General features: G+C 40.7%; 28 protein-coding genes. 21 read left to right on the top strand and 7 right to left on the bottom strand.

Annotated features, from left to right (window positions below; translation table 11 throughout):
• Window positions 1-64: 64 nt before the first annotated feature.
• Window positions 65-517 carry a DUF192 domain-containing protein gene (locus Q8N22_01065; protein ID MDP3052528.1) on the top strand — a complete coding sequence of 151 codons (453 nt, stop codon included), beginning with the start codon at window positions 65-67 and terminating at the stop codon, window positions 515-517.
• Here the strand turns inward: Q8N22_01065 and Q8N22_01060 are convergent.
• Entirely contained in the window at window positions 510-1,973 is a 1,464-nt protein-coding gene (locus Q8N22_01060) for a flippase (protein MDP3052527.1), read from the bottom strand. The two genes, Q8N22_01065 and Q8N22_01060, sit on opposite strands and share 8 nt — an antisense overlap.
• A gap of 195 nt (window positions 1,974-2,168) precedes the next feature.
• Between Q8N22_01060 and Q8N22_01055 the strand changes: the two genes are divergently transcribed.
• The 14 genes from Q8N22_01055 (at window position 2,169) to Q8N22_00990 (ending at window position 15,939) form a co-directional block, all read left to right on the top strand.
• The gene (locus Q8N22_01055; GenBank protein MDP3052526.1) at window positions 2,169-2,543 is read left to right on the top strand and encodes a glutaredoxin family protein; all 375 of its coding nucleotides are present in this window, start codon (window positions 2,169-2,171) and stop codon (window positions 2,541-2,543) included.
• Window positions 2,464-3,411, top strand: coding sequence for an FAD-dependent oxidoreductase (locus tag Q8N22_01050; GenBank protein MDP3052525.1), 948 nt, complete (start codon window positions 2,464-2,466; stop codon window positions 3,409-3,411). Before Q8N22_01055 ends, Q8N22_01050 begins: the two co-directional genes overlap by 80 nt.
• Window positions 3,412-3,474: 63 nt before the next feature.
• The gene (locus Q8N22_01045) at window positions 3,475-5,001 is read left to right on the top strand and encodes a glycogen/starch synthase (GenBank protein MDP3052524.1); all 1,527 of its coding nucleotides are present in this window, start codon (window positions 3,475-3,477) and stop codon (window positions 4,999-5,001) included.
• A 2-nt stretch (window positions 5,002-5,003) separates the two neighbouring features.
• On the top strand, window positions 5,004-6,377 hold the full coding sequence (locus tag Q8N22_01040) for a UvrB/UvrC motif-containing protein (GenBank protein MDP3052523.1): 1,374 nt from the start codon (window positions 5,004-5,006) through the stop codon (window positions 6,375-6,377).
• A 34-nt stretch (window positions 6,378-6,411) separates the two neighbouring features.
• Window positions 6,412-7,446 (top strand): glyceraldehyde 3-phosphate dehydrogenase NAD-binding domain-containing protein, encoded by a 1,035-nt coding sequence (locus tag Q8N22_01035; GenBank protein ID MDP3052522.1) that lies wholly within the window; start codon window positions 6,412-6,414, stop codon window positions 7,444-7,446.
• 6 nt (window positions 7,447-7,452) lie between these two features.
• Entirely contained in the window at window positions 7,453-7,905 is a 453-nt protein-coding gene (locus Q8N22_01030) for an RpiB/LacA/LacB family sugar-phosphate isomerase (GenBank protein MDP3052521.1), read from the top strand.
• Window positions 7,906-7,930: 25 nt separating this feature from the next.
• Window positions 7,931-8,602 (top strand): ribulose-phosphate 3-epimerase, encoded by a 672-nt coding sequence (locus Q8N22_01025; protein ID MDP3052520.1) that lies wholly within the window; start codon window positions 7,931-7,933, stop codon window positions 8,600-8,602.
• A 7-nt stretch (window positions 8,603-8,609) separates the two neighbouring features.
• A complete protein-coding gene (locus Q8N22_01020) occupies window positions 8,610-9,464 on the top strand; it encodes a transketolase (GenBank protein ID MDP3052519.1) in 855 nt (284 codons plus the stop codon).
• A 7-nt stretch (window positions 9,465-9,471) separates the two neighbouring features.
• Window positions 9,472-10,461 carry a transketolase C-terminal domain-containing protein gene (locus tag Q8N22_01015; protein ID MDP3052518.1) on the top strand — a complete coding sequence of 330 codons (990 nt, stop codon included), beginning with the start codon at window positions 9,472-9,474 and terminating at the stop codon, window positions 10,459-10,461.
• Between the two features lie 3 nt (window positions 10,462-10,464).
• Window positions 10,465-11,607 carry a UDP-N-acetylglucosamine--N-acetylmuramyl-(pentapeptide) pyrophosphoryl-undecaprenol N-acetylglucosamine transferase gene (locus Q8N22_01010; protein MDP3052517.1) on the top strand — a complete coding sequence of 381 codons (1,143 nt, stop codon included), beginning with the start codon at window positions 10,465-10,467 and terminating at the stop codon, window positions 11,605-11,607.
• Window positions 11,608-11,716: 109 nt separating this feature from the next.
• The gene (gene gltX, locus Q8N22_01005; GenBank protein ID MDP3052516.1) at window positions 11,717-13,111 is read left to right on the top strand and encodes a glutamate--tRNA ligase; all 1,395 of its coding nucleotides are present in this window, start codon (window positions 11,717-11,719) and stop codon (window positions 13,109-13,111) included.
• Window positions 13,104-14,567 (top strand): peptidoglycan DD-metalloendopeptidase family protein, encoded by a 1,464-nt coding sequence (locus Q8N22_01000; protein ID MDP3052515.1) that lies wholly within the window; start codon window positions 13,104-13,106, stop codon window positions 14,565-14,567. The genes gltX and Q8N22_01000 overlap by 8 nt, the downstream gene beginning before the upstream one ends.
• Window positions 14,568-14,588: 21 nt before the next feature.
• Entirely contained in the window at window positions 14,589-14,999 is a 411-nt protein-coding gene (locus tag Q8N22_00995; GenBank protein ID MDP3052514.1) for a hypothetical protein, read from the top strand.
• Between the two features lie 163 nt (window positions 15,000-15,162).
• Window positions 15,163-15,939 carry a hypothetical protein gene (locus Q8N22_00990; GenBank protein MDP3052513.1) on the top strand — a complete coding sequence of 259 codons (777 nt, stop codon included), beginning with the start codon at window positions 15,163-15,165 and terminating at the stop codon, window positions 15,937-15,939.
• Between the two features lie 45 nt (window positions 15,940-15,984).
• Here the strand turns inward: Q8N22_00990 and Q8N22_00985 are convergent, their stop codons facing one another.
• The 3 genes from Q8N22_00985 to Q8N22_00975 form a co-directional block, all read right to left on the bottom strand.
• Window positions 15,985-16,275, bottom strand: a complete 291-nt coding sequence (locus tag Q8N22_00985; protein MDP3052512.1) for a hypothetical protein — start codon at window positions 16,273-16,275, stop codon at window positions 15,985-15,987.
• Between the two features lie 46 nt (window positions 16,276-16,321).
• Window positions 16,322-16,597: a hypothetical protein gene (locus Q8N22_00980; protein ID MDP3052511.1), complete on the bottom strand. Its 276-nt coding sequence runs from the start codon at window positions 16,595-16,597 to the stop codon at window positions 16,322-16,324.
• A 194-nt stretch (window positions 16,598-16,791) separates the two neighbouring features.
• The gene (locus Q8N22_00975) at window positions 16,792-16,950 is read right to left on the bottom strand and encodes a hypothetical protein (GenBank protein ID MDP3052510.1); all 159 of its coding nucleotides are present in this window, start codon (window positions 16,948-16,950) and stop codon (window positions 16,792-16,794) included.
• Window positions 16,951-16,993: 43 nt separating this feature from the next.
• Between Q8N22_00975 and rpmA the strand changes: the two genes are divergently transcribed.
• Entirely contained in the window at window positions 16,994-17,266 is a 273-nt protein-coding gene (gene rpmA / locus Q8N22_00970) for a 50S ribosomal protein L27 (GenBank protein MDP3052509.1), read from the top strand.
• Here rpmA and rplI read toward each other — a convergent pair.
• The 3 genes from rplI to thpR are packed head-to-tail and all read right to left on the bottom strand — an operon-like array spanning window position 17,244 to window position 19,562.
• Window positions 17,244-17,726, bottom strand: a complete 483-nt coding sequence (gene rplI, locus Q8N22_00965) for a 50S ribosomal protein L9 (protein MDP3052508.1) — start codon at window positions 17,724-17,726, stop codon at window positions 17,244-17,246. The two genes, rpmA and rplI, sit on opposite strands and share 23 nt — an antisense overlap.
• Before the next feature lie 7 nt (window positions 17,727-17,733).
• On the bottom strand, window positions 17,734-18,945 hold the full coding sequence (locus tag Q8N22_00960; protein MDP3052507.1) for a S41 family peptidase: 1,212 nt from the start codon (window positions 18,943-18,945) through the stop codon (window positions 17,734-17,736).
• Between the two features lie 59 nt (window positions 18,946-19,004).
• Window positions 19,005-19,562, bottom strand: coding sequence for an RNA 2',3'-cyclic phosphodiesterase (gene thpR / locus Q8N22_00955; protein MDP3052506.1), 558 nt, complete (start codon window positions 19,560-19,562; stop codon window positions 19,005-19,007).
• Between the two features lie 21 nt (window positions 19,563-19,583).
• Between thpR and Q8N22_00950 the strand changes: the two genes are divergently transcribed.
• The 5 genes from Q8N22_00950 to Q8N22_00930 all read left to right on the top strand — a co-directional run bounded on the left by Q8N22_00950 (window position 19,584) and on the right by Q8N22_00930 (window position 23,047).
• Window positions 19,584-19,859, top strand: coding sequence for a hypothetical protein (locus Q8N22_00950; GenBank protein ID MDP3052505.1), 276 nt, complete (start codon window positions 19,584-19,586; stop codon window positions 19,857-19,859).
• A 2-nt stretch (window positions 19,860-19,861) separates the two neighbouring features.
• Complete coding sequence (gene def, locus Q8N22_00945) at window positions 19,862-20,368, top strand: peptide deformylase (GenBank protein ID MDP3052504.1); 507 nt, start codon at window positions 19,862-19,864, stop codon at window positions 20,366-20,368.
• Between the two features lie 2 nt (window positions 20,369-20,370).
• A complete protein-coding gene (fmt, locus tag Q8N22_00940; protein MDP3052503.1) occupies window positions 20,371-21,231 on the top strand; it encodes a methionyl-tRNA formyltransferase in 861 nt (286 codons plus the stop codon).
• 248 nt (window positions 21,232-21,479) lie between these two features.
• Window positions 21,480-22,064 carry an LAGLIDADG family homing endonuclease gene (locus Q8N22_00935; protein MDP3052502.1) on the top strand — a complete coding sequence of 195 codons (585 nt, stop codon included), beginning with the start codon at window positions 21,480-21,482 and terminating at the stop codon, window positions 22,062-22,064.
• A gap of 86 nt (window positions 22,065-22,150) precedes the next feature.
• Window positions 22,151-23,047, top strand: coding sequence for a GDP-mannose 4,6-dehydratase (locus Q8N22_00930; GenBank protein MDP3052501.1), 897 nt, complete (start codon window positions 22,151-22,153; stop codon window positions 23,045-23,047).
• The last annotated feature ends 43 nt before the right edge of the window (window positions 23,048-23,090 follow it).

Raw genomic sequence — 23,090 nt, 5'->3', positions numbered from 1 at the left:
TTAGATTGGACAAATAATAGGTAATTCTAATTTTTTAGGAATTCTATTTTTTTTATTTAATTAAATGGCTGAATATCTGATAATTTTTCTGGCATTTTTAATCGTTATTCCGGCGGTTTGTTTGTTTTTTTTGACTGAAGTAAAACTTGAATACAAAACTGCGAAAGTTGGCATTAACGGAAAAATTTTTGAAGCGGAAATCGCCGACACGATACTAAAAAAAGCCAAAGGTCTTTCCGGCCGGAAAGCGCTTGGAGAAAATAAGGGAATGATTTTTATTTTTACGAATCCGGGTAAATACAATTTTTGGATGATTGGCATGAATTTTCCGCTGGATATTATTTGGATAAGCGGAAATAAAATTGTTGATATTTCAAAAAACGTTCAGCCGTCCAAAAGCGGCAGGTTAACTGTTATTGTCTCGCCTTTAACAAAAGCTGATAAAGTTTTGGAGATTCCAGCCGGTTCGGCTGAAAAATTTGATATTAAAATCGGCGACGAAGCGGTGATTAACTGACAATTCCCTTTATTATTTCTTTGCCCTTGATTAATATGGGTTCTTTGAGCAAATATAAAAATCCAAAATAAACCAACATTGACAGCGGAAAATTAATAAAGAAGTTTATTCCCAGAAGATTTAAACCCCAGACAAAAAAGGACATTAGAATAGTGGCGATGATTATTTTCGGCAAGTGGCGGAGGGTATAAAAATTATTCACTTTTTTCATTTTCCACCAACTGAATCCGTTGCTGATAATTTGAGTGAAGATGGTTGATATGGCCGCTCCGCTGATTCCCCAAATCGGGATTAGGAGAAAATTGAAGAAAACATTGCCTAAGGCTCCGAGAAAAAAATAGCCAATTAATTTTTTTTGTTTGTCGTAGCAGAAAACGGCATTGCCGATTAACGTTCCCGGGAAAACCAAAAGAACGGTGAAAAGAAGAATTTGAAAAACGGGAATAGCCGGCAAATATTCGTTTCCGAAAATAATTCTGATAAAATCGTGGCCGAGTATGAGGCCGCCGGCCACCAAAGGCAAACCGACCAAAAAAACCACGGCCATGGATTTTTCAAGAATAAGACGAAACTTCTCATTATCTTTATGAGCCAGACGGCTGAGAATCGGGAAAAAACTGCTGGCTAAAAGCGCCGGGAAAATCCAAAAAAGCTGGACCGGTTTGTAAGCGGCGGCGTAAAATCCCAAATCCTGGGCCGGGCGGAACCAGCCGAGCATTATCATGTCGGTGTTTATCATGATGCCTCCCAATAAACCAAAAAGGGCAAATGGCCAAGCCGAAGAAAGAATCGGGTAAATCAATTCTTTGCGGAAATGGCTGAAAACTTTTCCGAATTCTTTTCTTAATATCCAAATAACGGCGGCCAAACCCAAACCGCTGCCCAAAGTGTAACCGACGGTGAAAGAGCGGCTGGTGGCGGAAATGAAAAGAGCCAGAAAGCCCAAAGCGACAATCGCCGTGTTCGTAAAAATTTTTACTGCCGCTTCAACCTGCATTTTTTCCAAAGCTCGGACAAAAGAAAAAGCGAAATCCCGCAAACTGTCAAAAGCTAAAAGAAAGGCGATGACCGGCAAAAGGGGAACGGATTCTTTGATTTTAGTGAAAAAAGGAGCCAGGAAAATCACCATAACAATGCTTATGGCAATCAGGCATAATTTAATGAAGAAAGCGGTGGAAAGATATTGAGTCCTGGTTTCGGGATTTTTTGCCGCTTCCCTGGTGAGGATACTGCTGACTCCGATATCGGAAAAGATGGTAAACAGGCCGGCTAAGTTAAGAGCATAAGAAAAAACGCCGTAGCCGGCCGCGCCGATAAGCCGGGCGGCGTAAATAATGACTACCGCCCTGATAAGGCGGCTGGCTATCTCTCCGAAATTAAGCCAGAAAGCGTTTTTCATCACCGTCTGACGAAGAGACTGATTTTCAAAAAGAAATTTTTTAATCCGGTTAAACATTATGTTTCTTATTATATGATATAATATTACTATTATTTCTGTGAATTACGAGTTAATAACAGGCGAAAATATTTTCTTCAATCCGCTCACGGATTTGCTTTGCAAATCCTGCGCTTCCGTTTAGATTTCAGAAAAATCTTTTTGCCTGTTATCGGCAAAATTGGAGTTTCGTAATTCACAGATTATTTAAACCAAATGATTAAAATTTATACTACTCCCGCCTGCGTTTTTTGCGAGATGGCCAAGGAGTTTCTTAAAGAGAAAAAGATTGCCTATAAAGAATATGATATTAGCAGGGACGAAAAAGCTCAAAAGGAAATGCTGGAAAAATCCCATCAGTTGGCGGTGCCGGTTTTTGATATTGACGGAAAGATTTTAATAAATTTCAACCGCGTTCAATTGGAAGAGGCCATCAAAAAACAGAAATCCAAATCTATTGCCTCAACCGGGAAAAAACGAATTAAGACAAAAATAAAAACAAAAAAATCTTATGGTACACGATCTGATAATCGTCGGCGGGGGACCGGCCGGAGTGGCCGCCGGAATTTACGCCGCCCGAAAAAAACTTAAAGGAATTTTAATAAGCGATTCCGTCGGCGGGCAAGCGGTGGTTTCCGCGGAAATCCAGAATTTTATCGGTATTAAATCAATATCCGGCTTAAATTTGGCCAAAACGCTCAAAGACCAGCTGGAATTCCAAAAAAATATAAAAATCATTGAGGGCGATTCCGTCACGGAAATCAAAAAAAATAAAGCGGGATTCAAGATTTTTACCAAAGAAAGGAAAAATTTTGACACCAAAACTATTTTGATCGTTTCCGGCAGCCGCCGGAAAAAAATAAACATTCCCGGGGAAAAAGAATTTGAAGGCCGGGGAGTTTTTTATTGTTCCATCTGCGACGCTCCTTTGATGAGAAATAAAACCGTGGCCGTTATCGGAGGCGGAAATTCCGGCTTTGAGGCGGTTTCCGACCTTTTAGCTTACGCTTCCAAAATTTATCTCCTGGAATACACTGATGTTTTAAGCGCCGATTTGATTACCAAAGAAAAAGTAAAAAAATCGAAAAAAGTTGAAATCATCACGATGGCCGAGGCGCGGGAAATTTTCGGCGGGGAATTCGTCAAAGGATTAGAGTATAAAGACCGCCGCAACGGCAAGATTAAAAAATTAAATCTCCAGGGCGTGTTTGTCAGCGTCGGCTATCAGCCCAACAGCGAGATTGCCAAAAATTTGGTCAAACTGAATAAAAATAACGAAATTATAATTGACCCTAAAACTCAGGAAACTTCCTGTAAAGGAATTTGGGCCGCCGGCGATGTTACCGACGGTTTGTATCGCCAGGTGAACATTGCCATTGGCGATGCCATTAAGGCGGCTTTGAATATTGACAGTTATCTTTACGCTTTGTCGATGAAGCGATTTTTAAAGAAAAAATAATTCGTTTAATATCTCTATATTAAGAGATAAGCGTAAACTATGTTAAAATAGATAAATACGATCATGTCATTTTTTGCTATTAAAAAATCTTTTCCGAAAATTCTTTTTGTGGCCTCCGAAGCCGCTCCTTTCGTTAAGGCTGGCGGGCTCGGAGAGGTGATGTTTTCTTTGCCCCGGGCTTTGCGCCATCTGGGTTATGACGCCCGGGTAATGATTCCGTTATACGCCGGCGTTGACCAGGAAAAATATAAATTAAGAAATATATACGAAGGGCTTAAAGTTCCCACTGACGCCGAAGAGGCGGGTCAGCCTGAACACTTGATTTGTAATGTAAAAAAATTTGAATCTCCATCGGGCGACCTTCGGGCGCCGGTTACCTCTTATTTTTTGGAAAATGAGGAATATTACGAAAAGCGGGCGAATATTTACGGCTATGGCGATGACGCGGTCCGTTGGGCTTTACTTTCCCGCGGCGTTTTGGAGTTTTTAAGAGCCACTAAAGACTGGACGCCTGATGTGATTGTGTCTTCCGATTGGCAGAGCGGATTTCTAGTCAGTTATTTGCATCAAAATTATAAAGATGACCCGAAACTTAATTCCATTGCTACTGTTTTTTCCATTCACAATTTGTATTATCAGGGAATGTTTGACCATCGTTTCATTACCGAAATGGATTTTGACGACGGCCATTCTTTGATTCCTTCTTTTTTTAATCCCCGTCTTTTAAAAATAAACGCCATGCGCCGGGGAATCAAATACGCCGATATTGTCAATACCGTTTCTTCAAATTACTCCAAAGAGATTATGACTCCGGAATACGGTGAGCTTCTGGATGATCTGTTGCGGGAACGGCGTTCCCGGGTTTACGGCGTTTTAAACGGCATTGATTATGAAACGATTAATCCGGAAACCGACCCTTATCTGGTTAAGCATTATAATGTCAAAAGTTTGGAAAAACGAGTCGAAAACAAAATAGAACTTCAGGAAAAATTCAATCTGCCGGTTAAAAAAGATGTTTTTGTCGTCGGTATTGTTTCTCGGATGGACGAACAAAAAGGGTTTGATTTGTTGTTTCCGATAGTTGAACCATTATTAAAACAACTAGGTTTTCAATTAGTGGTTTTGGGTTCGGGTGATGGACGCTATATGAAGTTTTTCCAGGATTTGGGAGAAAAATTTCCGGAACAGGTGGCTTCTCATTTGACTTTTGATGAAGTTTTACCACATTTGATTCGGTCCGGGGCTGATGCCGTTTTAATTCCTTCAAAGTTTGAACCCGCGGGATTAGTCCAGATGGAATCAATGCGGTACGGGGTCGTTCCGATAGTCAGAAAAACTGGCGGTTTGGCCGACACGGTTGAAGATTATAATCCGCGAACCAATACGGGCACAGGTTTCGTTTTTAAAGAATTTGATTCATTGGCTTTGAGCATAGCCATAACCCGGGCTTTTGAAAATTATCGGCATCGTCAAGTTTGGCAGGAAATTCAGAAACGGGGGATGGAAAAAGATTTCTCCTGGGAAAAGTCAGCCCAGAAATACATGGATTTATTTTTTAAAGCCATAGATTTAAAAAAGAAAAACGCTTAAAAATGTACTGGGCTAATTTTTTGCACATTTATCAGCCGCCGACGCAAAAACCAATTTGGGTCAAAAGAATTGCCGATGAATCTTATCGTAAAATTCTCGCCGAGTTAAAAAAAGCGCCTCAGGTTAAAACTACTTTAAATATAAACGGCATTTTATGCGAGCTGTTGGATAAAAATAATTGCCGCGATGTTATCTCCGATATTAAATTTTTGGCCCAAAGAGGTCAGATTGAATTGACCGGCAGCGCCAAATACCACGCTTTTTTGCCGAAACTGCCGTCGTCGGAAATTATCAGACAGATAAAATTAAACGAAGAAACCCTGAAAAAATATTTTGGCTCCGCTTGGCAACGAAGAGGTTTTTTCCCGCCGGAAATGGCTTATTCTAAAAAAGTAGCCGAGGCAGCCAAAAAATTGGGCTACCGATATATTTTAGTTGATGAGTTGGCGTTTCCGAGTGTTCAGGTTAAAAAAGTTTATCAGGAAAATCAGATTAAAGCCGACCAAATTTATGAAATCAAAGGGCTGAAAGATTTTTTCGTGTTTTTCAGGGAAAGAAATTTTTCTTTTCGGATTTTATCGGCTCAAATTGGCGTTGTTTCCGTTCTTTTGCGCGAATTAGGAGAACGGCTTTCCAAAAATGAGTATTTGTTTACGGCGATGGACGGCGAAACTTTCGGGCATCATCGTCCCGGCTTGGAAAAATTACTTTTTGAAATTTCCACCAGCCCTCAATTAAAAACGGTTACGATTTCCGAACTTATTTCTTCATTCCCGAAAAGAGAAGTGGTTGAACCTAGAGATTCAACCTGGGCTTTGGTGCCTCATGATTTGGCCAGAAAATTGCCTTATGCCCGCTGGGCTGACCCCAAAAATAAAATTCAGGTCTGGCAGTGGCAATTAACAAATCTTGCCCTGAAGGCGGTTAAAAAGAAAAAATGTCAAAAAGCCAGAAATCTTTTGGATGCCGCTCTGCATTCAGACCAGTATTGGTGGGCTTCGGCGCGTCCCTGGTGGAGTTTGGAAATGATTGAGCGGGGCGCCAAGGAATTGAAAGATACGGTTTTAATTGCCCCGGGTTCGTCCGTTCAAGACAAAAAATCAGCCCAAGATTTATATGAAAAAATTATTTTTACCGGCTTTGAATGGCAGCGTTCCGGCTTGGTTGATGAAATCTCCCGGCAAGAAGATGAAGAAACGAGAGAACGATTAGAGGAGAAAGAAAAACTTTTTATCACCGAAGAGGAATACGAAAAAATGATTGAGACCTTAAGAGAGCAAATGTACGCCGCCGCCAAAAACGAAGAATATCACCGAGCCGGGATGATTCAGGACCGGATCAGGGAATTAAAAGAAGAAATGAAGAAAAACCCTTAATTACTAATTTCTATTAATTTGTTATAATAAAATTATTATGGCGAAAATCGCAATTAATGGTTTTGGGAGAATTGGCCGCTTGTTTTTCAGGCAGGCCTTAAATGAGCCGTCTTTAGAAATTGCGGCCATTAATGATTTGGGCGATTTGGAAAATTTAGCTTACTTATTAAAACATGATTCCGTTTATCGGACTTTCCCTGGCGAAATAGAAACTGTCGTAAACGGGGATGAAAAATATCTTATAGTTGACGGCAAAAAAATTCTGGTTTTACAGGAAAAAGACCCGCTTAATTTGCCCTGGGGGAAGTTGGGTATTGATGTCGTTGTTGAGGCCACCGGCATTTTTGAATCTTTTGAAAAGGCGAAAGTTCATCTTGGAGCTGGCGCGAAAAGAGTGGTAATAACGGCGCCGGCCAAAGATGCCGAAGGAACAGCCAATGGCAAAACGATTTTAGTCGGTTTGAATGATAAAGATTTTAAAACTACTAATTTAACTTCCAACGGGTCTTGCACCACCAATGCTGTCGCGCCGGTAATGGCGGTTTTGGCGAAAAATCCAGGCATCAGCAAAGCAATTTTAAATACCACTCACGCCTACACCGCTACCCAGAGTTTGGTTGACGGGCCGGTTAAAGGCAAAGATTTTTTGCGGGGCCGAGCCGGAGCCCAGAATTTGATTCCTTCAACAACCGGAGCGGCTTTAACGGTTGGCCGGGTGATTAAAGAATTGGACGGCAAGTTTGACGGCATCGCCATAAGGACGCCGGTGGTTTGCGGGTCTCTGGCTGATATTACTTTTTTGGCAAAGCGGAAAACCTCGGTTGAAGAAATTAATGAAATTTTAAAAAAGGCCGCGGCTAACCCCGAAATGAAAGGAATTCTGGAAGTCAGCGAAGAGCCGTTGGTTTCTTCGGATATTATCGGAAAAGAAACCGGCGCGATTGTGGATTTGTCCTTCACTAAAGTAGTTGACGGAGATTTGGTAAAGGTTCTGGTTTGGTACGAAAATGAATGGGGCTATTGTTCTATTTTGATAAAACACGTTTTGAGAGCGGCGGAAGCATTATAAAAACATATGATAATTTTTATCGGCGCCGACCATCGGGGTTTCAATCTTAAGGAAAAATTAAAACAATTTATTTCAAATCGGGGGTACACCGTGGACGACAAGGGTAACGACCATTACGACGAGGTTGATGATTATCCCGATTTTGTCGCCGCAGTGGCTCAGGAAGTGGCCCAGGACCCGGACAACAGGCGGGGGATTTTGATTTGCGGTTCAGGCGTGGGCATAGACGTAACGGCTAATAAATTTAGCCGCATTCGCTCGGCTTTGGCCAATAATCCCGACCAGGCCTTTTCCAGCCGTAATGATGTTGACGCTAATGTTTTATGTTTGGCGGCCGATTTTTTGGACGAAGAACAAGCTAAAAAAATCTTAAGCGTTTGGCTGCAGACGCCTTTTTCTAAAGAAGAACGCCATAAAAGACGATTAAAAAAAATTGCCGAAATAGAAGCGAGTAATTAGCCACTAGTCAGTAAATTATAATTTTATGTTAGTAATCCCGGCCATTAACGAAATTGAATTTAGCGAGGTTTTAAAAAAAATCAATATCGCCGGCGAATTCAGCCGGTGGATTCATCTTGACGTTGTTGACGGCAAATTCGCCGCCAATACCACTTGGAACAATCCCGGCGACTTAAAAGCTATAAATTCCGGGCTGAAAGCCGATATTGAAGTTCATTTAATGGTGGAAAATCCCGAAGTCGTAATTAAGGACTGGGTTTCAGCCGGCGCCAAACGAATAATTATTTCTCTGGAAGCATTGGAAAAATCAAAATTACAATTTAAAATTCAAAATTTATTTGATAAAAATTGTGAAATTGGTTTGGCGATTAATCCGGAAACGTCAGTTGAAAAACTAATTCCATTTATCAGCATTAATCAGCCCGAAATCGGCGTAAATCAGCGTCTTATAAAATTCGTGCTGGTTTTGGGGGTAAGTCCCGGTTTGGCGGGGCAAAAATTAAATGAAAATGTTTTGGAAAAAATTAAATTTTTGAAGAATTATTATCCGGGTGTTATTATAGAAGCAGACGGCGGAATTGATTTGGAAACCGCCAAATTAGCCAAAGAAGCCGGAGTGGATATTATTGTTTCGGCATCGTATATTTTCGGTAGTCCGAATCCGCAAAAAGCGTATGAAGATTTTTTAAACATCTAAAAATAAAATGGCTGAATCCTACGACAAAAAAATAAAATTTCTTGAGGAGATGGCGAATAAAATTCGCCAGAAAATAATTGAGACCTTGCTTGAAGCGGGCTCCGGCCATTCTGCTTCCACTTTGGGCAGCGCCGATATTTTCACGGCTCTTTATTTCCATATCCTTAATCACGACCCGAAAAATCCCGAATGGCCGGAACGGGATCGACTGATTTTATCCTGTGGCCATTATTGCCCGGTTCAGTACGTGGCGATGGCCTATGCCGGCTATTTTCCTTTGGAAGAATTGAAAACCTTGAGAAAAATCAATTCCCGTCTTCAGGGTCATCCCCATTATGGGGCCCTGCCGGGCATTGAAGCCACTTCCGGCCCTTTGGGCGCCGGCCTTTCCCAGTCCATCGGTATGGCTTTGGCGGCCCGGATGGATAAGAAGAAGCATCGGATTTATTGCGTCACCTCGGACGGCGAGCAGAACGAAGGAAATGTCTGGGAGGCGATGTTGTTTGCGGGTAAGAATCGCTTGAGTAATGTCACCGCTATTTTAGATCGCAATAATATCCAGATTGACGGCTATACCGAAAACGTGATGCCCTTGGAACCGTTGCGGGAAAAATACGAGGCCTTCAATTGGCACGTGCTTGAAGTTGACGGCCACAACATTGAAGCGATAATTGACGCCACCAACGAAGCCAAAGCGATTTATGAAAAACCGACAATAATTATCGCCCACACCATCCCCGGCAAGGGAGTGGGTTTCATGGAATGCGAATTTAAATATCACGGCGTGCCACCGACAAAAGACGAAGCCGATTTGGCTTTAAAAGAGTTGCGGACTTTGTGCGGAAAAATTAAAGAAGAATAATAAATATATGTTAAATCCCCAAGTAAAACTTTCTTCAGAAATTTTTAATAAAGAAATCAAACAGGAGCCGACCCGTTTCGGATTCGGCGAGGGTTTGATTATCGCCGGCGAAGCCGACCCCAATGTCGTGGTTTTGTGCGCCGACATCACCGATTCCACCCGTTGTTCCGGATTCCGGGATAAATTTCCCGAAAGATTTTTTGAAATGGGCATTGCCGAACAGAATATGGCGGTGGTGGCCGCGGGCTTGGCTTTAAGCGGGAAAATTCCCTTTATTTCTTCTTACGCCACTTTTTCCCCGGGACGCAATTGGGAGCAAATCAGGTCTTTTATCGCTTACGGCAACACTAATGTCAATATCGCCGGAGCTCACGCCGGAATTTCCACCGGGCCTGACGGCGCCACTCACCAAGCAACCGAAGATTTGGCTATTATGAGAGTTTTGCCCGGCATGAGGATTTTTGTTCCCTGCGATTCCCTTGAGGCAAAAAAGGCGACGGTGGCCGCGGCTAAAATTTGGGGGCCGGATTATATTCGTTTGACGCGGGAGAAAACGCCGGTGTTCACCACCGACCAAACGCCCTTTATCCCAGGCAAAGCGGAAATTTTTTGGGATTCTTCAAAACCGCAATGCGCCATTATCGGCTGTGGGCCGTTGGTTTATAACGCTTTATTGGCGGCTAAAGATTTAGCCGAAGAGGGGATTAATACCATCGTGGTCAATAATCACACTTTAAAACCAATGGACGAGAAAATCATAATAGATGTTGCCAAAAAATGCCGGGCAGTAGTTACCGTTGAAGAGCATCAGGTTAAAGGCGGTTTGGGCGGCGCGGTAGCGGAAATTTTAGCCAAAAATTATCCGACACCGATGGAATTTATCGGGATGCAGGACACTTTCGGCGAATCCGGCAATATGAACGACTTGCTTGAAAAATACGGAATGGGAGTGGACGCCATTAAAGAAGCGGTGAAAAGAGTCATAAAAAAACGATAGATTATGAAAGATAAAACCAGAATACTTTTAACCGCCGGCGGCACGGGAGGGCATATCTATCCCTTGGTCGCGGTGGCTGAAGCAATTTATCGCTTAGCCGCAGAACAAAATCGCAATATAGAAATAAAATATTTCGGGCCGGCTGGCGTTTTGAACAACGAATTTGAGGGTAGGGGAATAAAAATCGAAAAGATTATCTCCAGCAAACTGCGGCGTTATTTTTCTTTAAATAATTTCATTGACGCTCCTAAATTTGTTTTCAGTTTTTTTCAGGCGCTTTTTAAAATTTTTCGGTTTATGCCAGACGTGGTTTTTTCCAAAGGGGGGACAGGAGTTCCAATGGCCGTCATTTTGGCTTCCAGATTTTACCGGATACCGATAATCATTCACGAATCAGACACAATTCCGGGCTTGACTAATCTTTGGGCTACCCGTTTTGCCGGGAAAATTCTCATATCTTTTGAAAAAGCGGCGCAATATTTTCCCGCTGATAAAACAATTCTGGTCGGCAATCCCATCCGGCCGGAGATTATAAGAGAAATTCCCGACAAGGAAACGGCGAAAAAAACTTTGGGCTTCAATTCCGCCGAACCGGTGATTTTGGTTATCGGCGGTTCGCAAGGCGCTTTGTCAGTCAATAATTTCATTCTGGATAATTTGGGAGAAATTCTTGATTTCGCTCAAGTTATTCATCAATCCGGCCCGATTAATTATTCGGAGACCAAAAAAGATTCCGATTTTCTGCTTAAGACCTTGGGAGATTTTTATAAAAATCGTTATCAATTAGTCGGCTACTTGCAAGACGCCAAAGCCATAAGAGAAGCATTTGCGGCGGCGGATTTGGTTCTTTCCCGTGCCGGTAGTGGCAGTATTTTTGAAATTGCCGCTTTCGGCAAGCCGAGTATCTTAATTCCCTTGGAAGAATCAGCCAGCGACCATCAGAAAGTAAATGCGTATGAATATGCCAAAACCGGAGCGGCGGTAGTAATGGAAGAAGCCAATTTTAAGTCTAGTATTTTTATAAGCCAGGCAAAAAAGATTTTAACCGACCCGGAATCGCAAAATAAAATGAGTCAGGCGGCCAAAAATTTCGCCGAACCCGAAGCCGCCCAAAAAATCGCGGAAGAAATTTTAAAGTCATTTTGATTAGAAAAATTGAATTTTGAATTTACTATTGTAATTCCACGATCGTGGAATTACAATAGTAAATTTGCTTGATAGCCAAAAAGCTTATTTTGATTTATAATCAAATATTATGGCTGATAGTCCCAAAAAAGACATTCGGGTGCGGATTGCGCCCTCGCCAACCGGTCTTTTGCACATGGGCACGGCCCGGACCGCTCTGTTTAACTGGCTTTTTGCCAAAAATCAGGGCGGGAGCTTTATTTTACGGATAGAGGACACGGATTTGGAGCGTTCCGACCAAAAGTATGAAAAGGATATTATTGAGAGCCTTCAATGGCTGGGATTGAATTGGGACGAAGGTCCTTTCCGGCAAACCGATAGATTGGATATTTATGAAAAATATATCAAAAAACTTCTTGAAGAAGGCCGGGCTTATTATTGTTTTTGTACCAAAGAAGAAATTGAAGCCGATAAACAGGCGATGCTTTCCCAGGGTTTAGCGCCGAAATACAGCGGCCGTTGCCGGAATAATCGCGAACCGGATTCTGAAAGACCCTCGGTCATCCGTTTTAAAATGCCGGAAACGGAAGTGGTTTTCAACGATTTAATCCGAGGTAAAGTAAAATTTAACACCGGGCTTATCGGAGATATTGTTATCGCCAAAAATTTGCGGACGCCGCTTTATAATCTAGCAGTGGTGGTTGATGATTTTGAAATGAAAATCAGCCATATTATCCGCGGCGAAGATCATATTTCCAATACACCGAAACAAATTATGATCCAAGGAGCCCTGGGTTTTGACGAACCGGTTTATGCCCATTTGCCCTTAATTCTGTCAGCTGACCGAAGCAAACTCTCCAAGCGTTATATTGAAACCTCAATTGCAGATTACCGAAATGAAGGTTATTTGCCGGAGGCTATGATGAATTTTTTGGCTTTGCTGGGTTGGCACCCGGAGGAAGACGACAGGGAAGTATTCGCTTTGGAAGAATTAATAAAACAATTCAACTTAAAACGCATTCAGAAAGGAGGAGCGGTTTTCAATTTGGAAAAATTGGATTGGCTCAATAGCCAATATATTATGCAATTGGAACCGGAAGAGTTAATTGAGCGTCTGAAAAATTTTATTCCTCACGAATGGCTGAAGGACGAGGAATTTTTGATAAAAGTTGTTAAGATTGAAAAGGAAAGAGTCAAAAAATTGACTGATTTCGTAAAATTGGTCGGTTTCTTTTTTGAATTGCCCGATTATCCGGCTAATCTTTTGATTTGGGATAAAACGCCAAAGGAAAAGATTCTTGATAATCTTCAATCAATTTTGCCTTTAGTGGAAGATTTTGACAATGCTAATAATAAAATTATGGCTTTGGCCGAAAGTCGGGGCCGGGGCGAGGTTTTTTGGCCTTTGAGAGTGGCCCTTTCCGGCCAGACCGCCTCGCCGGGACCTTTTGAAATTTTGGGAGTTTTGGGTCGTGACGAAAGTTTGAAAAGAATAAAAATAGCCATTCAAAAGTTTAATGAATAGCATCCAACCAAACTTGTTTTCAAAAACCAGAATAATTTTGCTCCAGCGGCAAAATTTTCTTTTCCCTCGGCGTCCAAACTCCGCTTCGCGGAGACCAATCTTTGGACGCCTGCGGGATATTTTCTCAAACAAGTTTGGTTGGATTGTTTTTATCTTTCTATTTTCTATTTTCTATTTTCTATTTTCTACCGTTCAGGCTTCCACTCCTCAAGATCTCAGAGATGCTATCAACCAGAAAAGCGCCGAGCTTCAACAGATTGATTCCGAGCGCCAAAAAATTCTTGATAATCTCAACGAATTAAACAAAGAAAGCGCCACTATTCAAAAAGATATTAAAAAGAACGATTATCAAATCAGCCAGTTAAATTTGTCAATTAAATCCAGCGGAATCACTATTGAAAAACTTGGCTTGGAAATTGAATCTTTGAATAGTGAAATCAAAGATATAGGAAATAAGTCCGATATTGAGAAACAGGCCATCATTAATTTATTAAGAGAGCTTAATGAAAAAGAAGGCGAAGGGATTTTAAATATTTTGTTGAAAAATAAAAGCTTGACTGACACTATTTCCGAAACTCAAAACTTGCTTGACCTTAATACTAATTTAGCCACGGAAGTAGCCACGCTTCGGCAGCTCCACGACGAACGTTTCCAGAAATTAGGCGATGTTTCGCAGAAAGAGCAAAATCAGGAAGCGGCAAAAGCCGATTCGCAGAATAGAAAACTTATAGTTCAAGATCAAAAAGCAGAGCAACAAAATCTTTTGGCCGTCAATAAAAAACAAGGAAGCGCCTATCAGCAAAGAATTGATGAGCTGGAAAAAATACAACAGGCAGTCGGCGCCGAAATTGACAAAATTGAATCCGAATTAAGAGCAAAAATTGATCCGAATATCCTGCCTGTACCGCGGTCTGGAGTTTTAGCCATGCCCTTGAATTTAGATTTGAAAGCGAATTTAACCCAGGGATACGGCTGTATTGTCGATTCTTTTGCCAGAAAATCTTATCCGGCCTGCAATGAAGGCACGGGCAATGGCGGATTTCATAACGGAATTGATATCGGCGTACCTGTCTCGACGGAGGTTTTCGCGGCCGAAAACGGCCGGGTGATAGCTGTCGGGAATACCGATAAATATTGTCCTCCGGTTTGGTATGGTAAAAAGAAATACGGCGGTTCTTATGGAAAATATATCGTGATTAAACACGACAATAATCTTTCAACATTATATACTCATCTTTCTTTGCAAGAGGTGAAAGTCGGCGATATCGTAAATAGGGGAGTCCGGATTGGTTATAGTGGTAATACAGGTTTTTCTACCGGCTCGCATCTCCATTTTACGGTTTATGCGAATATCTACGGCGGAGGCCAGACCTTGCTTTCACCCGAAATAAAAAACAGCAACACTTGCGGCCTCCAGCCCTATGGAGCGACTTTGAATCCTCTTGACTATTTATAAAATTTATTTTATTATAAAAATATGAATTACAAGCGTTTGTTTCTATTAATTTTACTATCGGCATTCATTTTGTCAGCGTCTAAAATTTCTTTGGCTGAAGTTAATATTTCAGATATACCGACGCCGGAAAAAATTCAGAGTTTTATCCCGCAGCCCTTAACCGATTTATTCAAAACCTTCAGCAATATAAATATTGATTTTTCCAAATTTTCATTTCTCAACCAGGTTGTCGGAGCCATTCCTAAGTCGGGCGAGGATGTGGCAAATGGCTTCAGGTGGCTTACTCGGGGCCTGGGGAATACGAATGAATGGCTAAAGACCCATATCGGGCTTAATATCGTTTTGGTATTTCAAAAAGTGGGGGAATTTTTTGTCTGGATTTTCCAGGGAATCGCGAATCTAATCAAAGCCGGATTATCTTTTATAAAATAAAAGTAAGGTTATTTTACGATAGTTCTTTATATTATTTAAAGAATTGTTGTAAAATAACCGCAACCTTTTGCGTTAGATTTTTATTATCTGACGCAAAAGGTATCTTGTACGACAGATATAACCCTTGAATATCTTGGCTTCCCTGCTAAGATATGGAGATATTATGTATTATTCCAATTTGGGGCAGTTCAAAGATTCAAGCGGCTATGAAATTGACGGTGCTTGGTATCCTCGCGTGACTAAAATCATTGAAATCAAAGCCAAGCCGGCGCTTTATCGCTTTTACGCCGAAATGAATAATTTTAACGCAGGGGAAGCGGTCAAAAATGCATCAGCCGCCGAAGGCACTTTAATGCACGAAACAGTTGAGCAGTTTCTTATCGGTCAGTCCCCCGTTGTTGACCCGACAATTGCTCCGGCGGTTGACGCATTTTTAAAATTTAAAGAAGCCAAAAACATCCAGGTTGATGAACAGTTCGTGGAAAAACAAATTATTAATTTTGATGAACGCTACGCCGGCACTATTGACGCCTTGGCCCTTATTGACGGCAAATTCGGAGTTTTAGACATTAAAACTTCCCAGGCGATTTATCGCGATTATAATCTCCAAACATCCGCTTACATAGCGGCCGTCCAAAATGATTTTAAAAATATTCAGACACGCTGGATTTTAAGAATTGACCAGATTAAAACTTGCCTTAACTGCGGCGCCACTTTACGCCAAAAAGGCGGCCGGGAAAAAATAAAATTGCCGTGGCTTAACGGCGGCTACAGCGCAAAAGCCAGAAATTGCGAACACCAGTGGTCGGAACTCAAAGGCGACATCGAACTAAAGGAATTTCCTTATTGGCAGGAAGATTTTAAGGCGTTTTTGGGCGCCAAGAAACTTTGGGAATGGGAAAATGAATACTGGCTGAAACAGACCGGATATATATCATAAAAAATAGCCCGTAAAATTTTACGGGCTATTATAATTAATATTTCTTTAGTTTCGCCGTTTTTCCTCTCTTTTTTCTTTTTCTATGAGGGCTTTATAGATTTTATTTAGCCCAATTTTTTTCAGAGAAAACGGAAGATTGTCCGGCCTAAAAATTATCATCTCGTCTATTGATTTCTTGAGATGAGACTTAAGGACTTCGATAAGCTCCGGATAGGTCATAAATCCATGGTCGATTGATTCTTGGAGCCGTTTTATGGCTTTCTGTGCTGTATATTCGGCCTGTTTCATTATTTCTTCCGGGGTCATTGCTTTTCCAAGAGTTTCTTTCTTGCTCATTTTGCACCTCCTTTGATAGATTTGCGTTATTAATTTTCGGGATTATTTAAGTAAATCCTTGTCGGCAATCCATTCTAGCTAATTTCCGTGACTTTTCGTTCGTCATAATTCCGAGCATTTCCGCATGTGCCATTATCCAGCCAATCCATCTGCCAGCTTTCACTGAATCATCGAATTTTTGCATCTCTTGCATCATCCAAAGAAGATATGCCGGGGTGTTTTTCAGATTTTTCCTCGGCTTAACTTTCGGAAACTTTTCTCTCAATCGTTTGGATATGAATCCTATTACATTCGGATAATATTTTATATGATTACCCTTCATGGTATTTATCCCTCCTTTTTTATATTTCTTTTTTTAAAGAACAAATTATTCAAATATAAAATTATTATAATACATCGTTTTAATTTTAGCAAATCTATCTGTCGTAAAATAAGGGTTGTTGCAACGAATAAATTATTCGTCGCAAAACCCCAAAGAGATTTTGCAACGCTATAAATATCGTCGCAAAATTTCTTTTATCCCGAGCATTTTTCAATAATAATCGGGGCGTGGTTGTTCTCTTTGGCGAAAAGATAACCCAAACCGAAGCTTAAAGAGATTACAAGAATCAACAGAAAAGTTATTATGATATTTCTTTTATTTTCCTGAATTAAATTTTTGAAACTTGACAACATATATTATATAAATTAGAATTTAATCTGATTTTGATTTTTTAATATGGCACATACAAAAGCAAAAGGCTCAACAAAATTAGGCAGAGATTCAGCGGCTCAACGATTGGGTATTAAAGTGACCGACGGCCAGATAGTGAAAATAGGCGACATCATTGTTCGCCAGCGGGGTACTAATTATTTCCCCGGTCTTAATGTCCGCCGCGCGAATGACGACACGCTTTACTCTCTTAAAGCGGGGAAAGTTAAGTTTGCTCATAAAAGACACACTCGTTTTGACGGCGTCAACCGGTCAGTTAAGGTTGTGAGTGTACTTTAATTTTAACTTTTGATTTAATTCCTTTTCCGAGGTTTATTTCCACCAAGTGTTCTCCTAATTCTTTAATCGGTTTCTCCAGTATTACTTCAAAATTTTTTATTTCTTCGGAATACTTTTTTAAAGTATCCAAGTCTTTAATGGCCTTTATGATTTCCGCGGCGCTGACTGAACCGAAAATTGATACTTTCTCCCCTGCCTGCGCAGGCAGGCTTACTTTCATGGGAAAATCCAAGACGGCGCTTTTAAGCTGATCGGCGATTTTCTCAAAGTGCTCGAGAATCTCTTTTTCTTTATTTTCCCAAACTGTTTTTTGCTGAGTAAGAATTTTAAGATTGGCTTCGTTTGCCGCTTTGGCTAATTTTCCGGGTATTAAAAAATTTTTGGCGTATCCGTCCTTGACTTCCTTGATTTCAAATTTTTTACCCAGTCCCTTGATGTCTTCTGATAAAATTATTTTCATAATTAGATTATTTAATTTCTGCTTTTATAATTTCCATTGCTTTGTCCAGTTGGGGGTCTTTTCCGGCCGTAGCGTCTTCCTCGGTTAATTCAACGACAATATCTGGAGTTATGCCTTTTTTGTCAATTGTTTCGCCGTTAGGCAAAAGCCATTGGGCAATTGAAACTTTCATTTCCGAGCCGTCAGTAAATCTTTTAAGTTCCTGAACCGTTCCTTTGCCGAAAGTGGTCTCGCCGATGATTTTGACATGACGGTTGTCCCGCAAGGCACCGGCTAAAATTTCAGAAGCCGAAGCTGAACCGCCATTGACTAAAACAACCACCGGTAAATCGGCTAAGGCGCTGTTGCCTTGGGCTTTAAGAACATCCTGTTTACCGGAACTGAATTCTTCTCTTACGACCACATCCCCGCTTTTCAAGAACCAGCCGGCGATATTAGTCGCCGCGTCTAAATAGCCGCCGGGATTGTTGCGAAGGTCTAAGATTATACCTTTAGCACCGCTTATAAGAGCCGGCAGGGCGGCTTTATAAAATGCCAGGGGAGCGTTTTCGTTGAAACTATAAAGCTGAATGTAAGCGATATTGTCTGATTTCATTTCCCAGTCAAGAGTAGGCACGGCGATGGTGTCTCTGATAATAGATATCTCTTTAGGCAATGCCCAGCCGTCTCTTAAAATTGTGAGGACAACCGTCGTTCCTTTTGTTCCGCGAATCAGTTTTACCGCTTCTTCAATCGTGGCGAGAGTGTCGGTGGAGGTACTATTAATTTTCAGGATTTTATCACCGCTTTTCAGGCCCACTCGTTCAGCCGGCGAATCTTTCAAAGGAGCAACGACCATTAATTGACTATTGCGGATATCAATTTGGGCGCCGATTCCTCCAAAGTTTCCGTTTAAATCCTCTTCGAATTTATTGGCATCGCTGGGCTTAAGAAAAACAGTGTAAGGGTCGTTGCCCGCGTTTACCAGGCCGGAGATGGCTCCGTAAAGCATATCCTGGTCGGTTATATCCTTGCTATGAACGAAGTTTTGTTTAAAAGTATCCCAGGCCTTCCAGAATGTAGAAAAATCAGCGGCGATTTCCGGATTATCTTTGTATACGGTTTTCGGTTCGGCATTACGAAGCCCGCCTTGGAAACCAAAAGAATAGGAAACGCTGACTAGCAAAGCAATCCCGAGGATTAAACCGTAATTTTTATTGGATGTTTTTTTGTTTTCCATTTTTGAAATTTGCCAAGAATCTATCTCTTGTCCATGATTTATAAATTTTATATTAAAAATTAATGAAAATCAAATTCAGAAAGTACTTCATATTCCGCGCCGGTTTGCTTGAGATGTGATTCCATTAAATCAAGAGTTTCGGCTTCAAAAGACAATGATAGTGGAGTTATTAGTTTATCGGGCAATTTTCCCAAGGGATCGGGAAATCGCACTAAAGTAAGATGCGCGTTAAAACGCCGGTTGTCTTGCTTGAATTTTATGCCATTCTCAATAAGCGTTTCGTCTAATTTTATTTTCAGTTCGTTTAATTTTTCGGAAGTTTTTTTAACGCCGGTCAGCCAGACCATCCGAGCCGGTTTGCCAGGCGGCCCGTAGCTGATGCTTTCAAAATCTATTTTTACGTGGGTAAATTGTGCCGCGGTTTCTTTGATTGATTTAAGAATAGAATCCAAGGCCTCCGGCGGCTGGTATCCTAAAAAAGTGATGGTCAGATGCCAATTGTTTTTCGGCGAAAAGTGGGCTGAATAATTATCAAAAAGTGGCTTGATTTTATTAACCGCTTCTTCTATGACATTTTTTGTTTTTTCAGGCAGATTTATGGCAATAAAGAGACGCATACGGTATAATTTTATCATAAAATGTCCATAAATATAGACAAAGATTATCTGAATATCATCAAAGAACGGAAAAAAACCAGCCGGGTTTATGAAAAATTTCAGTTTACCGGTTTAACAATCGCTCAAATACTCGGCGATGAAAAACATAAATCGCTTTATATTAAAATGGCTAAAAAACATGACGAGCATAAATTAATTACCACAGCCAAGAGTGTCGCCGAAAGAAAAAATATAGAAAATAAAGGCGCTTATTTTATGAAGGTTTTTTATCAAGAAATAAAAAATAGCAAAAAATAATAATGAATATTTTAACTGTCAACAATAAAAAAGAAGAAAAATTTTTACGGCGAAAAACGCCTGATTTTGATTTCGCCAAACATAAAAAGGCAGAAATTAAAGAAATAATCAAAAAAATGCGAGCGGCGATAAAAAAAGTAAAAGGCATCGGCTTGAGCGCTAATCAGCTCGGCTTTGACTGGCGGCTTTTTATCGCGGAAATCCCAAGCGATAAAGGCAAGCCGAAATTTTATGCTATTTTCAATCCCGGCATTGTTAAGGTTTCAAAAGAAAAGATTGAGCTTGAAGAGGGTTGTCTTAGCGTGCCGGGGATTTGGGGTTTAGTGGAAAGGCCGGAACAGATAACGCTGGCGGGTTTTGATAAAAACGGAAAGAAAATAAAGATTAAGGCCTGGGCATTGCCGGCACGGGTATTTCAGCACGAAATAGATCACTTGAACGGGATTCTTTTTGTTGACAGGACTAATAAACTTTTCAAAGAAGCCCTAGAGGAAACGGCAAAAATATAATTATGAAATACGCATTTTTCGGCACGCCTGATTTTGCGGCTGTTATTTTGGAAAAATTGATTAAATCCGGTTTTCCGCCGGCGGCGGTTGTTTGCAACCACGATAGGCCGGTTGGCAGGAAAAAAATCATCACTCCCCCGCCGACTAAAGTTCTGGCCGAAAAATATGAGATTAAAGTTTATCAGCCGGAAAAATTAGAAATTAGAAATTTCCAATTAGAAATTGGCGAAATAGATTTTGCTGTCGTCGCCGCTTACGCCCAAATTATTCCCAAAGAAATTTTAGAAATGTCGCGGCTGGGAACTATCGGCGTTCACCCTTCGCTTTTGCCGAAATACCGCGGTTCCTCCCCTATTCAATCGGCTATTCTTAGCGGAGAATCCGAAACCGGCGTCACTTTGTTTTTGGTGGATGAGAAAGTAGACCATGGCCCAATTTTCGCCCAGCGAAAATTGGAATTTTCAATTTCTAATTTTCAATTTTCAAAATTACAGCAATTACTGGCGGAGTTGGCTGGATATTTACTGATTGAAACCCTGCCGAAGTTTTTAAAAAGCGAAATCACTCCCCTTCCGCAAGACGAAAGCCAGGCTACTTACACGAAAAAATTCAAAACCGAAGATGGCTATGTTGATTTAGAAAAGGATGATCCTATAATTATTGAAAGAAAAATCTGCGCTCTTAATCCGGAGCCGGGAGTTTGGACTATTTTAATTCCGGAAGAGTTATCTTCTCTAATTCGCGCGAATAGTTCCATACAAAACAAAAAACGGGTAAAACTTTTGGAGGCCGAATTGGTTGACGGAAAATTGAAATTGACTAAAATCCAATTTGAAGGCGGAAAACCTCAAATAATACCCTAAGTCCAATCGATTGGACTTAGTTTTTAGATTTGCGAAGCTAAGGAGATTTTGGCAGTATTATGCTAGATTAATAGATATTGCCTAGTCGTCTAATGGTAGTAATTTTATACTTTTTATGGTAAAATTACTACGTAATGAAGTCAAGTTGGAATAAAGGATTCACTAAAGATACACATCCCTCTGTATTGAGGACAGCTAGGACAATGAAGCGGAAAAAAATTGATAATTTTAAGGAATGGCGGGAAAGAATGCGAAGAATTGGAAAAATTCCTCAAAATTATCCTCCCCTTTCCTTGTCTGGTAATTTAGCGGAATATATTGGAGTTGTTCTTGGCGACGGCAATATTAGTAAATTTCCACGAACAGAAAGAATTATAATTTCAGCAAACTCTAATAATTTAGGTTTTGTTAATCGTTATACTAAATTAACTAAACAAATATTTAATAAGAAACCAACAGTTAGCAAGGTTTACAATAAAAACAATATAAGAATCGGTCTTTATCAAAAAGAAATTTCAAAAAGATTAGGTATCCCTTCAGGCGATAGAGGTCGTTTAAACATAAAAACTCCTAATTGGATTTTAAAAAACCAAAGTTATTTAATCAGATATTTAAGAGGGTTATTTGAAGCGGAGGGTTCTTTATCGGTTCATAAACCGACATGTACTTATAACTTTCAATTTTCCAATAAAAACCAAAGTTTATTAAAAAATGTTGAGAATGGGTTAAAATTACTTGGTTATAATCCCGAGATTAGAAAAACTTCAACTAGACTTCGTAAAAAATTAGAGGTTGAAAAATTTAGAAAATTGATTAAATTTAGAGTATATTAAATGTAATTGCGGGGTCTGCTAATGGTAGGCAACATGGCTCTGAACCATGGAATCTAGGTCCGATTCCTAGCCCCGCAGCTAAATTTATGAAAATATTACTTACAGGCGGTTCGGGATATGTTGGCACTTGCCTTAGGCGCAAGCTCGGCCATATTTATTCATTTATTAATTACGACATAAAAAATAATCCCAAAGATGACGTTCGCGACTTAGCGCGATTAGAGAGAGCGGTCAGGGGCGTTTCCGGAGTTATTCATCTTGCGGCCATATCGCGGCCGAAGGTTGCGTTCATAGATCCGCATACTTGCCTTACGACGAATATCGGCGGGACGGCAAACGTTCTTGAAGCGGTAAGAAAGAAAAATCCGAAGGCATGGGTGGTATTTTCATCAAGCCGAGAGGTTTATGGCGGTCATACCAAATTTCCAGTAACCGAAAAAAGTTTGCGTCTGCCTTTGAACGCCTACGCCGTTTCCAAGGTTGCCGGCGAAGATCTAATGCAACAGTACGCCCGTAATTACGGCTTGCGCGCGCTCATTCTGCGCTTTTGCGGGGTTTATACCGGAGCCGACGATATTCTGGACCGGGTTATCCCCCGTTTCATAATTCTCGCCTTGAAGAATAAGCCGATAACTCTTGAGGGCAACGGCAAGAAGAAGATGTTTGATTTTGTTTATATTGATGACGTAATTAATGGAGTGAATAAAACTATCGGGTATGTTAAAAATAAGCCGAATGGCTTTTGCGATGACTTCACTCTAAGCGCCAACAATCCTATCTCGCTCTATGATCTTGCAAAACTCATAATAAAAATCACGGAAAGTCGCTCAAAAATAGTTAATATTCCGGAGCGTTCTTACGATGTTTCCGGCTTTTGGGGCAGTTATACCAAGGCAAAAAAACATCTCGGCTGGGAACCTAAGGTAAATTTTGAGAACGGTTTAGTTAAAAGCATAAAAGAGATAATCCAGCGTATCGGTTAAAAATACCAAGACGCGGCTAGTTTGGCCGTTAGGATAACCTCCG

Source organism: bacterium (assembly GCA_030693325.1).
Taxonomy (GTDB): domain Bacteria; phylum Patescibacteriota; class Minisyncoccia; order UBA6257; family MFKM01; genus MFKM01.
This window is presented reverse-complemented; position numbering and strand designations above follow the sequence as displayed.